Annotated in this window: 11 protein-coding genes; 7 read left to right on the forward strand and 4 right to left on the reverse strand. The window is 67.8% G+C overall.

Annotation, left to right across the window (positions count from 1 at the left end; genetic code table 11):
- The first annotated feature begins 101 nt into the window (after window positions 1–101).
- Together ald and pheT are read left to right on the forward strand one after the other, a co-directional pair.
- Complete coding sequence (ald, locus tag AC0J5K_RS15105; protein WP_074835893.1) at window positions 102–1,223, forward strand: alanine dehydrogenase; 1,122 nt, start codon at window positions 102–104, stop codon at window positions 1,221–1,223.
- A 162-nt stretch (window positions 1,224–1,385) separates the two neighbouring features.
- Window positions 1,386–3,785, forward strand: a complete 2,400-nt coding sequence (pheT, locus tag AC0J5K_RS15110; RefSeq protein WP_274564250.1) for a phenylalanine--tRNA ligase subunit beta — start codon at window positions 1,386–1,388, stop codon at window positions 3,783–3,785.
- 61 nt (window positions 3,786–3,846) lie between these two features.
- On the opposite strand, the gene AC0J5K_RS15115 is transcribed toward pheT, so the two are convergent.
- Window positions 3,847–5,211: a cytochrome P450 gene (locus tag AC0J5K_RS15115; protein ID WP_274564248.1), complete on the reverse strand. Its 1,365-nt coding sequence runs from the start codon at window positions 5,209–5,211 to the stop codon at window positions 3,847–3,849.
- A gap of 115 nt (window positions 5,212–5,326) precedes the next feature.
- On the opposite strand from AC0J5K_RS15115, the gene AC0J5K_RS15120 reads away from it, so the two are divergent.
- A complete protein-coding gene (locus AC0J5K_RS15120; RefSeq protein WP_274564246.1) occupies window positions 5,327–5,932 on the forward strand; it encodes a hypothetical protein in 606 nt (201 codons plus the stop codon).
- Window positions 5,933–6,022: 90 nt separating this feature from the next.
- Window positions 6,023–7,198 (forward strand): elongation factor Tu, encoded by a 1,176-nt coding sequence (gene tuf, locus AC0J5K_RS15125; RefSeq protein ID WP_074835899.1) that lies wholly within the window; start codon window positions 6,023–6,025, stop codon window positions 7,196–7,198.
- 209 nt (window positions 7,199–7,407) lie between these two features.
- Here the strand turns inward: tuf and AC0J5K_RS15130 are convergent, their stop codons facing one another.
- Window positions 7,408–8,019 (reverse strand): enoyl-CoA hydratase/isomerase family protein, encoded by a 612-nt coding sequence (locus AC0J5K_RS15130; RefSeq protein WP_048533165.1) that lies wholly within the window; start codon window positions 8,017–8,019, stop codon window positions 7,408–7,410.
- Window positions 8,016–8,744, reverse strand: coding sequence for an SDR family oxidoreductase (locus AC0J5K_RS15135; RefSeq protein ID WP_371398812.1), 729 nt, complete (start codon window positions 8,742–8,744; stop codon window positions 8,016–8,018). Before AC0J5K_RS15135 ends, AC0J5K_RS15130 begins: the two co-directional genes overlap by 4 nt.
- Window positions 8,745–8,934: 190 nt before the next feature.
- Here AC0J5K_RS15135 and AC0J5K_RS15140 point away from each other — a divergent pair, with 190 nt between their 5' ends.
- Window positions 8,935–10,452: a DUF2125 domain-containing protein gene (locus tag AC0J5K_RS15140; RefSeq protein ID WP_274565352.1), complete on the forward strand. Its 1,518-nt coding sequence runs from the start codon at window positions 8,935–8,937 to the stop codon at window positions 10,450–10,452.
- Between the two features lie 69 nt (window positions 10,453–10,521).
- Here AC0J5K_RS15140 and AC0J5K_RS15145 read toward each other — a convergent pair whose 3' ends face one another.
- Window positions 10,522–11,130, reverse strand: a complete 609-nt coding sequence (locus tag AC0J5K_RS15145; protein ID WP_274565351.1) for a TetR/AcrR family transcriptional regulator — start codon at window positions 11,128–11,130, stop codon at window positions 10,522–10,524.
- A gap of 139 nt (window positions 11,131–11,269) precedes the next feature.
- Between AC0J5K_RS15145 and AC0J5K_RS15150 the strand changes: the two genes are divergently transcribed.
- Complete coding sequence (locus tag AC0J5K_RS15150) at window positions 11,270–12,616, forward strand: TldD/PmbA family protein (protein ID WP_274565350.1); 1,347 nt, start codon at window positions 11,270–11,272, stop codon at window positions 12,614–12,616.
- Complete coding sequence (locus tag AC0J5K_RS15155) at window positions 12,603–13,388, forward strand: inositol monophosphatase family protein (protein WP_048533171.1); 786 nt, start codon at window positions 12,603–12,605, stop codon at window positions 13,386–13,388. Before AC0J5K_RS15150 ends, AC0J5K_RS15155 begins: the two co-directional genes overlap by 14 nt.

The following is a 13,388-nucleotide window of genomic DNA, read 5'->3' on the forward strand; positions in this document are numbered from 1 at the left end:
GAAGGGTCTCCGAAAAATGCCCCGGAACCAAGGAAAAATGTCAATCACCTGCCCCCAGATCCGCGCCATGCTGACAGAAAATCCAACAGGGAGACCCCAAGATGAAGATCGGCTGCCCCAGCGAGATCAAACCCCAGGAATTCCGCGTCGGCCTGACGCCCAACGCGGCCCAGGAAGCCATATCGCATGGTCACGAGGTCATCGTCCAAAGCGGCGCCGGTGCCGGCGCGGGCTTCGAGGACGAAGCCTACAGCGCCGTGGGCGCCGGCATCGTCGACAGCGCCGAACAGGTCTTTGCCGAGGCCGAGATGATCGTCAAGGTCAAGGAGCCGCAGGCCGGCGAGCGCAAGATGCTGCGCGAGGGGCAGTTGCTGTTCACCTATCTGCACCTTGCTCCCGATCCCGAGCAGACCCGCGACCTGCTGGCCTCGGGCTGCACCGCGATTGCCTATGAAACGGTGACCGACGGCCGCGGCGGGCTGCCGCTGCTGGCGCCGATGTCCGAGGTGGCGGGCAAGCTGGCGCCGCAGGTCGGCGCATGGACGCTGCAAAAGGCCAATGGCGGCCGCGGCGTCCTCATGGGCGGCGTGCCCGGTGTCGGCCCTGCGAAAGTGGCGGTGATCGGGGGCGGCGTCGTCGGCACCCATGCGGCCCGGGTGGCCGCCGGGATGGGCGCGGATGTCACCGTGCTCGACCGCTCGCTGCCGCGGATGCGCTATCTCGACGACGTCTTCGGCGGCACCTTCAAGACAATGTATGCCAGCGCCGGCAACACCGCCGAGATCGCCCGCGAGGCCGACATGGTGATCGGCGCGGTGCTGATCCCCGGGGCCGCCGCACCCAAGCTGATTTCGCGCGCGCAGCTCTCGGAGATGAAGCCCGGCGCGGCGCTGGTGGACGTGGCGATCGATCAGGGCGGCTGTTTCGAAACCTCGAAGGCCACCACCCACGCCGACCCGATCTACGAGGTCGACGGCATCATGCATTACTGTGTCGCCAACATGCCGGGCGCCGTCGCGCGCACGTCGACCATCGCGCTGGGCAATGCCACCATGCCCTTCATGCTGGCGCTGGCCGACAAGGGCTGGAAACGCGCCTGCGCCGAGGACGAGAACCTGCTCAACGGGCTGAACGTGCATGCCGGCAAGCTGACCTATGGCGCGGTGGGCCAGGCATTGGGCATCGAGGTGGCGGCACCGAGCACGCTGGTGAGCGCAGCCTAGGCGATGGCGGAGGGGGCTCTGCCCCCACCTTGCGGGCCCTCCGCGATATTTTCGAACAGAAGAAGGATCGGGGGGCGGCGCCGCGGCATGCCGGGTCTTTCCCCTGTCCCCCCTTTACGGTATCTCCCGGCCAAACCGATTGACTGACCGGAAGCGACGCACATGAAATTCACCCTGTCCTGGCTCAAGGATCATCTCGACACGCAGGCCTCGGTCGATGAGATCACCTATGCGCTCACCGATCTCGGCCTCGAGGTCGAGGAGGTCTCGAATCCGGCCGAGCGGCTGGCGGAATTCACCATCGGCAAGGTCGTCAGCGCCGAGAAACACCCCGATGCCGACAAGCTCAAGGTCTGCCAGGTGGCCACCGCCGAGGGCGAGACCCAGATCATCTGCGGCGCGCCCAACGCGCGCGAAGGCATCACCGTGGTGATCGCCAAGCCCGGTGTCTATGTGCCGGGCATCGACACCACCATCGGCGTGGGCAAGATCCGTGGCATCGAGAGCTACGGCATGATGTGTTCCGAACGCGAGATGGAGCTGTCGGAAGAGCATGAAGGCATTATCGAACTGCCTTCGGGAGAGGTCGGTCAAAGCTACACCGACTGGCTGGCCGAAAACGACCCGGCCAAGGTCGACCCGGTGATCGAGATCGCCATCACGCCCAACCGCCCCGACGCGCTTGGCGTGCACGGCATTGCCCGCGACCTGGCGGCGCGCGGGCTGGGCAAGCTGAAGACCCCCGACCGGCACCATGTCGAGAGCCAGTTCCCCTGCCCGATCGCCATCCGTATCGACGACGACACCCGCAAGGACGGCTGCGAGGTCTTTGCCGGCCGGCTGATCCGCAACATCGAAAACGGCCCCAGCCCGCAGTGGCTTCAGGACCGGCTGCGCGCCATCGGGCTGCGGCCGATCTCGAAGCTGGTCGATATCACCAATTTCTTCACCTATGACCGCAACCGGCCGCTGCACGTCTTTGACGCCGACAAGCTCAAAGGCAACCTCCGGGTGCACCGCACCCGGGGCGGCGAGTTGCTGACCGGGCTGGACGACAAGGAGTACACTTTCGCGGCAGGCCAGGTCGTGATCTCCGACGACCAGGGCGTCGAGAGCATCGGCGGCATCATGGGCGGGCTGGCCACCGGCTGTACGCTCGAGACGACCAACGTCTTTCTCGAGGCCGCGGTCTGGGATCACATCCAGATCGCCATGACCGGCCGCGCACTCAAGATCAATTCCGACGCCCGCTATCGCAACGAACGCGGCATCGACCCGGCCTACAACATGCAGGCGCTGGAGGATGCGGCGCAGATGATCCTCGATCTCTGCGGCGGCGAAGCCTCGTCGATCGTGGTGGCCGGAGAGGTGCCGAATGTGGCCCGCGCCTATGAGCTCGACCCGAAGCGGCTGCAATCGCTGGTCGGCATGGAGATCCCCGAGAGCGAGCAGCGCCAGATCCTGACCTCGCTGGGATTCCGGCTCGAGGGCAATACCGCGCAGGTGCCGTCCTGGCGCCCCGATGTGCTGGGCACCGCCGACCTGGTGGAAGAGGTGGCCCGTGTCGCCTCGCTGACCAAGCTGCCGGCGAAACCGCTGCCGCGCCCCTCCGAAGGCGTGCCGCGGCCGATCCTCTCGCCGATGCAGAAGCGCGAGGCGGCGGCGCGGCGCAGCACGGCGGCGCTGGGCTACAACGAATGCGTGACCTACAGCTTCATCGACGAGGCCTCGGCCCGGCTCTTTGGCGGCGGCGAGGATGCGACCCGGCTGGCCAACCCGATCTCGTCCGAGATGAGCCACATGCGCCCCGACCTTCTGCCCGGGCTGTTGCAGGCGGCGGCGCGCAATCAGGCGCGCGGCTTCATGGACATGGCACTGTTCGAGCTCGGCCATGTGTTCTCGGGCGGCGAGCCCGGCGAACAGGGCACCCAGGTGGCGGGCCTGCTGGTCGGCCGCACCGGGCCCAAGGATGTGCATGGCGCGTCGCGGGCGGTGAATGTCTTTGACGCCAAGGCCGATGCAGAGGCGATCCTGGCGGCGATGGGCGCCCCGGCCAAGGCGCAGATCCGCCGCGACGGTCCGGGCTGGTGGCATCCGGGCCGCCACGGGGTGATCTGCCTCGGGCCCAAGAAGGTGCTGGGCATCTTCGGCGAGCTGCACCCCAGGGTGTTGCAGGCGATGGACGTGAAAGGCCCTGCGATGGCCTTCACCCTCTTCCCCGAAGATATCCCGCTGCCGCGCAAATCCGGCGCCACGCGTCAGGCGCTGGAGCTGAACGACCTGCAAGCGGTGGAACGCGATTTCGCCTTCGTGCTTGACGCGGATGTGGCGGCGCTCGACGTGGTCAACGCCGCCGGCGGCGCCGACAAGGCGCTGATCTCCGAGGTGCGGGTGTTCGACGAATTCATCGGCGGCTCGCTGGGCGAAGGCAAGAAGTCGCTGGCAATCACCGTGCGGCTGCAACCCTCGGAAAAGACGCTGACCGAGAAGGACATCGAGGCGGTGTCGTCCAAGGTTGTCGGCAAGGTCGAAAAGGCAACCGGAGGCGTGCTGCGGGGGTAGTTCGGCCGCGTCCCGGGCGGTGGGTTGCAAACCCGCCGCATATCCCGGCCCGCACTAACCCCTAAACCGCCTCCGCCTCCAACCACACGCCGCCCTCGGGCCGCAGGGTGATGATCATCACCGGCTCCGGGGTGCGCCCGTCGACCAGCGTGAACCGGAACCGCGACAGCAGGGTCGCAAGGATGATCACCGCTTCCTGGATGGCGAAACTGGCGCCGATGCAGATCCGCGGACCGTCGCCGAACGGCAGATAGGCATATCGCGGCACCGCCTTGCGATCGGCAAAGCGCTCGGGGCGAAACGCGTCCGGCTCCTGCCACAGCAAGGCGTTGCGGTGCAGCGCATAGATCGGCACCATCACGGTATCCCCCGGCCGCACCTCGCGGCCGCAGAGCGTGTCGGCTTTCCGCGCGGTGCGCGAGATGATCCCGGCCGGCGGATATAGCCGCATCGCCTCGTCGACGATCTGCCGGATATAGGGCAGCTCTGCCACATCCTCGCCCCCCGCCGCGCGGCCCTGAAGCAGGGATTGTGCCTCGGCACGGGCGCGTTCCTGCACCTCCTGGTCGAAGGCGCAGAGATAGAGCGACCAGGACAGCGCCAGCGCCGTGGTCTCATGGCCGGCAACAATGAAGGTCAGCAGGTTGTCGCGCAGCTCGGCCACCGACATCCGACGTTTGGTCTCGGGGTCCTCGCCGGCCAGCAGCAGGTCAAGCAGGTCGGGCACGCCGTCATGGCCGCGCGCCGCGCGGGCATCGATCGCGCTGTCGGCGACGCTTTTCATCTGCCGCACCGCATTGCCCGAGAGCAGGCGCCCGGGGCGCGGCACCCAGTCGGGAAAGCCCAGCATGTCAAACAGGGAGATCTTGCCCGCCGCGGCGATGTAATCGTCAATCGCCCGGTGCACACCGGATTTGTCGAACACGCTGTCGCCGGAGAAAGTGACATCCGAGATCACGTCGAAGGTGGTTGTCACCATCTCGTCGTGCAGGTTCACCGCCCGGGGCCCGGCGGCGGCAATGCGGGCGCAGCAGCGTTCCGCCGCCGCCGACATGATCGGCGCCAGGTTCATCACGTTGCGATGGGAAAACACCGGCGCCGCGGCGCGGCGCTGCCAGCGCCAATGCGCCCCCTCGGCAATGAACAGGGATTCGCCGATCGCCGGACGCAGGAGGTTCTTGGTCACCAGCGACTTGGGGTAATCGTCGAGCCGCTCGAGCAGCATCGCGCGGATCGCATCCGGATCCATCACCATGTGCCAGCGCGCCCCGGTCCTGCCCGAGACCATCGGCTGGGTCGTGGCAATTTTCGGTATGATGCTCAACAGGTTGCGCCGCGCGGCCGAAAGGCTCGCCAACAGCCCGAGCGGGCGTGTGCCCAGTGGCACATGCACCGGCAGGCGCGGCGGCAGTGTGGTGTCCGGCATGGCGCTCTCTCCCTTGCCTACAAGATATAGGCGGCTGGCGGCCGCGTGCAATTGCGCCACCTTGTCCACTGGGCTAGGTAATGGCCTGCACGATCCAACCAAGGACCACTGCCCGATGCGCGCCCTGATTGCCCTCCTCGCCCTTGTCGCTCTTGTCTCCTGTGGCGATGGCCGCGATCTCGACGAAGCCCCGGCGCCGCTGGGCGATTTCAAGCTGGGGCATTCGATCGTCGTCGCGCCCAATCTGGTCAAGGGGCCGCTCTCGCGCGAGGCCAGCAAGGAGCAATGGATCGCAGCGATGGACGCGGCGGTCGAGGACCGGTTCCGCCGCTACGAGGGCACCGACAAGAAGCTCTATCACTTCGGCATCTCGGTCGAGGGCTACGTGCTGGCCCAGGTCGGCGTGCCGCTGGTGCTGCAACCGAAATCGGTCCTGATCTTTCGCGTCACCGTCTGGGACGACGAAAAGGGCATCAAGCTGAACGAGGAGCCGCATGAGATCACCGTGCTCGAGGCGATCAGCGCCGAGACGGTGGCGGGCTCGGGCCTGACCCAGACCGCCGAACAGCAGATGGAGAACCTGGTGATCAAGGGCACCAAGCAGCTCGAGGTCTGGCTGGGAGTGCAACAGAAGCGCCACGGCTGGTTTACCCCCGAGGCGCGGGTCGAAAAAGCCGAAGACGGCAAGAACACCAACAAGGCGGCCGAACCGGTCAACTGACGCTTGATTTTCCTCTTCAAAGCCAATATCTCGCCCGCGATGTAGCAACGGGCCAAGTCCGGCCCCCCAGACCACGAGGCGCCAGAAGACATGGCAAAGGAAAAGTTTGAGCGTTCCAAACCGCACTGCAACATTGGCACCATCGGCCATGTTGACCACGGCAAGACGACGCTGACCGCGGCGATCACCAAGTACTTCGGTGACTTCAGGGCCTATGACCAGATCGACGGCGCGCCGGAAGAAAAAGCCCGCGGCATCACCATCTCGACCGCCCACGTGGAATACGAGACCGAGGCGCGTCACTACGCCCACGTCGACTGCCCCGGCCACGCCGACTACGTCAAGAACATGATCACCGGTGCCGCCCAGATGGACGGCGCGATCCTGGTGGTGAACGCGGCCGACGGCCCGATGCCGCAGACCCGCGAGCACATCCTGCTCGGCCGTCAGGTCGGCATCCCCGCGATGGTCGTGTTCCTCAACAAGGTCGACCAGGTCGACGACGAGGAGCTGCTCGAGCTGGTGGAAATGGAAGTCCGCGAACTGCTCTCCGAGTACGATTTCCCGGGCGACGACATTCCGATCATCGCCGGCTCGGCGCTGGCGGCGATGGAAGGCAACAACCCGGAAATCGGCGAAGAGAAGATCAAGGAACTGATGGCGGCCGTGGATGAATACATCCCGCAGCCGGCCCGTGCCGTCGACCAGGACTTCCTGATGCCGATCGAGGACGTGTTCTCGATCTCCGGCCGCGGTACGGTTGTGACCGGCCGTGTCGAGCGTGGCGTGATCAACGTTGGCGACGAGATCGAGATCGTCGGCATCCGCGACACCAAGAAGACCACCTGCACCGGTGTCGAGATGTTCCGCAAGCTGCTCGATCGCGGTGAAGCCGGCGACAACATCGGCGCGCTGCTGCGCGGTGTCGACCGTGAGGGCGTCGAGCGTGGCCAGGTTCTCTGCAAGCCGGGTTCGGTCAAGCCGCACACCAAGTTCGAGGCGGAAAGCTACATCCTGACCAAGGACGAAGGTGGCCGTCACACGCCGTTCTTTGCCAACTACCGCCCGCAGTTCTACTTCCGGACCACCGACGTGACCGGCACCGTGGAGCTGCCCTCGGGCACCGAGATGGTGATGCCGGGCGACAACCTGAAGTTCACCGTGGAGCTGATCGCCCCGATCGCGATGGAAGAAGGCCTGCGCTTCGCCATCCGTGAAGGCGGCCGCACCGTGGGCTCGGGCGTCGTCTCCAAGATCATCGAGTGATCGCGATCCCGTCCCGGGCCTGACCCGGGACAGCACTTCCAGCCTGGCGGCCCCTGCGGGTCGCCGGGCTTTTTTGTGCCCGATGCCAGGTGCGGCATCCCCACCACGAGGCCCCGGCGCGGGGCCGGGACGCGAGGCCACCCGCAGCCCCGTCCCGGACCTGATCCGGGACCTCTCGCCCGATCGCGCCAGACAGGCTTCGGGGCTTATCAGGCGCGGCAGAGCGCCTTGATCCCGCGCGCCACCTCGGGGCTGGCCGCTAGCGTGTCCACTGCCAGGTCGCGCACCGCCTCATGCAGCCCGTCACTCGGCACCAGCCGGTCGACCAGCCCGAAACGCAGGGCCTCCTCCGCCGAGAGCCTGGCCCCGCCCATCAGCACCAGCTTGGCCCGCGCCGGCCCGACCAACGCCGCCAGGCGCGCCGGATCGGAGGGCTGCGGCAGGTAGCCCAGCTTCATCACCGGATAGAAGAATTTCGCTTCCGGCACCGCGATTCGCAGATCGCAGGCCAGCGCCATGCCGAAGGCGCCGCCGGCCAGCGTGCCGTTGAGCGCCGCGATGGTCAGCCCCGGCAGGGCCGCGATTGCCGCCGACAGCCGCTCCCAGACCTCCGAGGTGGCGAGCCCGGCCCGGGCGGCGTCGAGATCCGCCCCGGCGGAGAACACCTTGCCGGCGCCGGTCAGCACCAGCACGCGCGCCTCCTGTGCCGCCGCCGCGATCTCGACCAGCCGTTCGAGCATCTCAGGGGTCAGCGAATTGGCCTTGTCCGGCCGGTTGATCGTCACCCGCCAGAGCCCGCCCTCGCGGGCCAGGTCGATCATTCCACAAGCCCCAGCTGCCGGCGCCAATCCTCGTCCCGGAGCGACAGCTCTTCCCCGAGATGCGCGTCCCCCGCCGGCCCGCACATCCACATCAGCGCCGTGGCGACCCATTCCGGCGGAATGTGATCGGACCAGTCGAGCCGGCTCACCGGGTTGATGCCGCTCGACTTGATCTCGCGCTGCATCTGCGTCGCCACCGTGCCGGGCGACAGGCCCATGGCGCGGATGCCGTGATCGCGGCCCTCCTTGTCGGCGCAGCGGGTCAGCATCGCGGCCCCGGCCTTGGACGCGCAATAATGGCTCCAGGCCTCGACCGGGCCATGCGCCGCGCCCGACGAAATGGTGATGATCGTGCCGCCGCCCTGGCCGGTCATCACCGGCATTGCCGCCCGCATGCCGTGGTAGACGCCCTTGAGATTGATATCGATCGCATGGCCCCAGCCCTCGGGATCGGACCCCGCCAGCAGCGAGATCGGCTCGATCACGCCGGCGTTTCCGATCACCACGTCGAGCCGGCCGAAGGTCTCGACCGAGACGCGCACCGCGGCCTCGACCTCCCAGTAGCGGCTGACGTCGCAGGGCACGGCCAGCGCCTGCGCGCCGATCTCTCCGGCCAGATCTGCGACGCTTTCCTCGCTGCGGGCGACAAGCACGACATTCGCCCCAGCCTTGGCAAATTCGCGCGCGGCGGCGGCGCCGATGCCGCGGCTGGCGCCTGTGATCATTACACATTTTCCGCTGATAAAATCCGACATGCTTTCCTCCGCCTGTGTCCGGCTCCGGCGTCTTTGGTAGCCCCTCGCCCGGCATTGGTCCAGTCGCGCGGGCGTGACGCGACGCGGCCCGCCTTCCCCTTGACCTCGCCCTGTGGCCAAGGGAAGCTGGCGCGGAAATTCATGGAAAGGCGCATTTGACATGTTCTGTTATCCCAAGCTCGCCGGCGGCACCGCGCTGGCCACCCTGATGCTGGCGCAAACCGCCGCCGCCGAAATCACCCCTGCCCAGGTCTGGGACGATCTGCGCGGCTACATGCAGGGCTATGGCTATACCGTCACCGCCGAGACCGTCTCTGACGGCGATGTGCTCACCCTCACCGATCTCACCACCACCATCCCGATCCCCGAGGATGACGTGACCGTCGTCATGGTGATGCCCGAGCTAACCCTGAGTGCCACCGGCGATGGCGCCGTCGATGTGGCTTGGCCGGCCGAGATGCCCATCACCTTCGACATCACCGAAGGCGACGAGCAGATTTCGGCCACCCTGCTTTATGAGACAACCGATCTCGAGGCGACGGTCTCGGGTGAACCCGGCGCCACCGGCTGGGCCTATTCGGCAAGCTCGGCGCGGATTTCCCTGGCCGATCTGGTGGTCGAGGGGGTCTCTCTCCCGCGCGAGGTGGTGCGCGGCGAGATCCTGCTCGACGGGTTGGTCGGCACCTCGCAGATGACCACCGGCGCGCTGCGCGACATCGCGCAGGAGATGAAGATCGGCACCCTGTCTTATGACTTTGCCGGGCGCGACCCCGACAACACCGACAACACCCTGCTGTTTCAGGGCGGCATGACCGATCTGGCTTACACCGGCACCGGCACCCTGCCGGTGGACATGGACAGCGACGATCCGATGGCGGTGATGGCGGTGATGGATGTCAACGGCAGCTTCTCGTATTCCGGCGGCTCGGCGCAGTTCAACGGCGTCGAGGATGGCGAGGCGGCAAGCTTTGCCTCAAGTTCCGAAGGCGGCAGCATGGGCGTGTCGCTCGCGCCCGAGGCCTGGAACTTCGATTTCCTGGTCAATGGCTACGACGTACAGGTGCAGGGCGGCGATCTGCCGTTCCCGGTGTCGCTCAGCGCCGGCGAGCTCGGCGGCAACTTTGCGATGCCGGTGGCCCGCAGCGAGGCACCGCAGGATATCGCGGCGGGGCTCACCCTCGGCGATTTCCAGATGAACGACCTGATCTGGAACATTTTCGATCCGGCCGGCCAATTGCCGCGCGATCCGGCGACGGTGCAGATCGATCTGACCGGCAAGGTGCGGATGCTTTACGACCTGTTCGATCCGGCCCAGGCCGAGGCGCTGGAAATGGCCGAAGTGCCTGCCGAGCTGCATGAGCTGACGCTCAACACGCTGGTGGTCGATGCCATCGGCGCGGTGCTGACCGCCACCGGCGCCTTCACCTTCGACAATTCCGACCTTCAGACCTTTGACGGCATGCCGCGCCCCCAAGGTGCGCTGACCGCCGAGCTGCGCGGCGCCAATGCGCTGATCGACAAGCTGGTGGCCATGGGCCTGCTGCCCGAGGAACAGGCGATGGGCGCGCGGATGATGATGGGCATGTTCGCGGTGAACCAGGGCGACGACACGCTGAGCTCGACCCTGGAAGTCAATGAACAGGGCCATGTCATCGCGAACGGCCAGCGGATTCAGTAACGCACCGGCAGGCGCCCCTGCGAGAAATCGCGGCGGCGCATTGCCCCCGGGGCCGCAAGTCGCACCGGCTCACGCCTCGGGCACAACCCCTGCCAGATAGCCTGTCACCGCGCGTTCCACCCGTTGGGCCAGCGGCTCGAACGCCGCCTCGCCGGCCCGCACCGCGGCATGGGCCATGCCCTCGGCCAAGGCCAGCACGTCGCGCGCCACGGTCTCGGGATCGTCGACGTAATGTTCCGCCAGAACCGCGACCACCTGCGCCTGCACTTGGGTGCGTTGCCGCGCCAGCCCCTGGTCGGCGGGCAATTCGGCTTCGGCCCGCTCCAGCGCTTCGGTCAGGCCCGGCTGCTCGAAGAGCTGCCGCAGCCGCGCCCGCACCATGGCACAGACAACGACGTCGAGCGCCGCATCCGCCGCCTCCTCGGCTGCGGCTTCCATGCCGGCCAGAACCGCAGCGCGGCTTTCGGTCAGCAGCGCGCCGATGATCGCCTGCTTGTTGGGGTAATACTGATACAGCGAGCCGATCGAGATCCCCGCCGCCCGCGCCACGTGATTGGTGGTCAGCCCGCGCAGCCCCTCGCGGGCCAGGATACCGCCCGCCGCGACGAGGATGGCATCACGGGTCTTGCGGCTGCGGGCCTGGCGCGGGGCTTTGCGCGGCGCGAGAGCTGTGGCCATGGTCGATCTCCGGTTTTTGCCACTAACCCATGCGGGGCAGTGGAATTCAACGCGCAGATGGCCGCAGACCGGCATTTGGCCACCGGATCTTGCACCTCGGCCCCCCGCACTCTACCTGTGGCCTCCAAGGAGAGCCCATATGCCGCACCCATTGTCCGACCTGACCCAAGCCCTGCTCGACGCCGCCCGCAAAGCCGGCGCCGACACCGCCGACGCCATCGCCATCCGGGGCACTTCGGTCACCGTCGACGTGCGCGCCGGCGCGCTGGAACAGGCCGAGCGGTCAGAGGCCACCGACATCGGGCTGCGGGTGCTGCTGGGCCGGCGGCAGGCCAATGTCTCGGCCTCGGACACCCGCCCCGAAACGCTGGCCGCCATGGCCGAACGCGCCGTCGCCATGGCCCGCGAAGCCCCCGAAGACCCGCATGTCGGCCTCGCCGATCCCGCGCAGCTGGCGCGAGACACCTCGGCCGCGGGGCTCGAACTGGCCGATCCGGCGGCCGAGCCCGACCCCGCCACCTTGCAGGCCCGTGCCGAAGCGGCCGAAGCGGCGGCGCAGGCCGTCGATCAGGTCACCCAGGTGCAATCCGCCTCGGCCAGCTATTCGGCGCGCGACATCCATATCGCCGCCAGCAACGGGTTCGGCGCCGGCTACAGCCGCACTGGATCGTCGCTGTCCTGTGTCGCCATCGCCGGCGAAGGCCTGGGGATGGAACGCGACTACGACGGCGACAGCCGCACCTTTGCCGCCGACCTGCGCAGCGCCGAAGAGATCGGCCGCACCGCCGGCGACCGCGCAGTCGAACGGCTGAACCCGCGCAAGCCGCCCACCGGCACCTATCCGGTGCTGTTCGACGAACGCATCTCGGCCTCGCTGATCGGCCATCTGCTGTCGGTCATTTCCGGCGCCGCCATCGCGCGCGGCTCGTCCTTCCTGCGCGATGCGCTGGGCCAGCAGGTGCTGCCCGAGGCGCTCAGCGTGATCGAGGATCCGCACCGGCCGCGCATTTCCGGCTCGCGCCCCTTCGATGCCGAGGGGCTGGCGACGCAGCGCCGCGCCATCGTCGACCGTGGCACACTCACCGGCTGGACACTGGATCTGGCCAATGCCCGCAAACTGGGGCTGGAGAGCACCGCCAATGCGGTGCGCGGCACCTCGGCGCCGCCGCATCCGTCAAACTGGAACATCGCCCTGACCCAAGGCGACAGGAGCCGGGCCGATCTGATTGCCGACATGGGCACCGGCTTGCTGGTAACCTCGATGATCGGCTCGACGATCAACCCCAACACCGGCGATTATTCGCGCGGGGCCTCCGGCCTCTGGGTCGAGAATGGCGAGATCACCCATGCGGTCAACGAGGTGACCATCGCCGGCAACCTGCGCGACATGCTGCTGCGGATCGTGCCGGCGAATGACGCCCGCCCCCACCTGTCGCGGGTGGTGCCGTCGCTGCTGGTCGAAGGCATGACCCTTGCAGGCACCTGAGGCCCAGGAAACCGATCTCGCCCTGCTGCTGCGCGCCGCCAGGGCCGCAGGCGATGTGGCGTTGGGCTTTTCCGGCCCCACCGCCAAGGCCTGGGACAAGCCCGGCCAGGGCCCGGTGACCGAGGCGGATTTCGCCGTCAACGACGTGCTGCATGACATCCTGCGCGCCGCCCGGCCGGAGTATGGCTGGCTCAGCGAGGAGACGCCGGACGACCGGGCGCGGCTGGGCTGCGAACATGTCTTCATCATCGATCCGATCGACGGCACCCGCAGCTTCATCGAAGGCTCGGGCACCTGGGCGCATTCCATCGCCATCGCCCGCCGGGGCGCGGTGACCGCCGCCGTCATCCACCTGCCCGCCCGCGCCCGCACCTTTGCCGCCGCGCTGGGCCAGGGGGCCACGCTGAACGGCGCACCGATCCGCACCGGGTGCCGGGCCGAACTGACCGGGGCCAGCGTGATGGCACCGAAACCGACGATGCAACCCGCCCATTGGCGCGGCACGCCGCCAGAGGTGACGCGTGTGTTCCGGCCGTCGCTGGCCTATCGCATGGCGCTGATCGCGCAGGGCCGTTTTGACGCGATGCTGACGATCCGGCCGTCCTGGCACTGGGACATTGCCGCCGGGGCGCTGATCGCCACCGAAGCCGGGGCGCTGGCGACCGCCGCCGACGGTTCGCCCCTGACCTTCAATACCGAAACCCCGCAAAGCCCCGGCGTGCTGGCCGCCAACCCGGGGCTGCACCGGGCGATCCGCGACCGGCTGGCCTGA

This window comes from Marinovum sp. E3 (assembly GCF_055755275.1).

What these genes read in the sequence shown, in the direction of transcription:
- ald (WP_074835893.1), top strand. Translation starts at nt 102, where the DNA reads ATGAAGATCGGCTGCCCCAGCGAGATCAAACCCCAGGAATTCCGCGTC.
- pheT (WP_274564250.1), top strand. Translation starts at nt 1,386, where the DNA reads ATGAAATTCACCCTGTCCTGGCTCAAGGATCATCTCGACACGCAGGCC.
- AC0J5K_RS15115 (WP_274564248.1), bottom strand. Translation starts at nt 5,211, where the DNA reads ATGCCGGACACCACACTGCCGCCGCGCCTGCCGGTGCATGTGCCACTG.
- AC0J5K_RS15120 (WP_274564246.1), top strand. Translation starts at nt 5,327, where the DNA reads ATGCGCGCCCTGATTGCCCTCCTCGCCCTTGTCGCTCTTGTCTCCTGT.
- tuf (WP_074835899.1), top strand. Translation starts at nt 6,023, where the DNA reads ATGGCAAAGGAAAAGTTTGAGCGTTCCAAACCGCACTGCAACATTGGC.
- AC0J5K_RS15130 (WP_048533165.1), bottom strand. Translation starts at nt 8,019, where the DNA reads ATGATCGACCTGGCCCGCGAGGGCGGGCTCTGGCGGGTGACGATCAAC.
- AC0J5K_RS15135 (WP_371398812.1), bottom strand. Translation starts at nt 8,744, where the DNA reads ATGATCACAGGCGCCAGCCGCGGCATCGGCGCCGCCGCCGCGCGCGAA.
- AC0J5K_RS15140 (WP_274565352.1), top strand. Translation starts at nt 8,935, where the DNA reads ATGTTCTGTTATCCCAAGCTCGCCGGCGGCACCGCGCTGGCCACCCTG.
- AC0J5K_RS15145 (WP_274565351.1), bottom strand. Translation starts at nt 11,130, where the DNA reads ATGGCCACAGCTCTCGCGCCGCGCAAAGCCCCGCGCCAGGCCCGCAGC.
- AC0J5K_RS15150 (WP_274565350.1), top strand. Translation starts at nt 11,270, where the DNA reads ATGCCGCACCCATTGTCCGACCTGACCCAAGCCCTGCTCGACGCCGCC.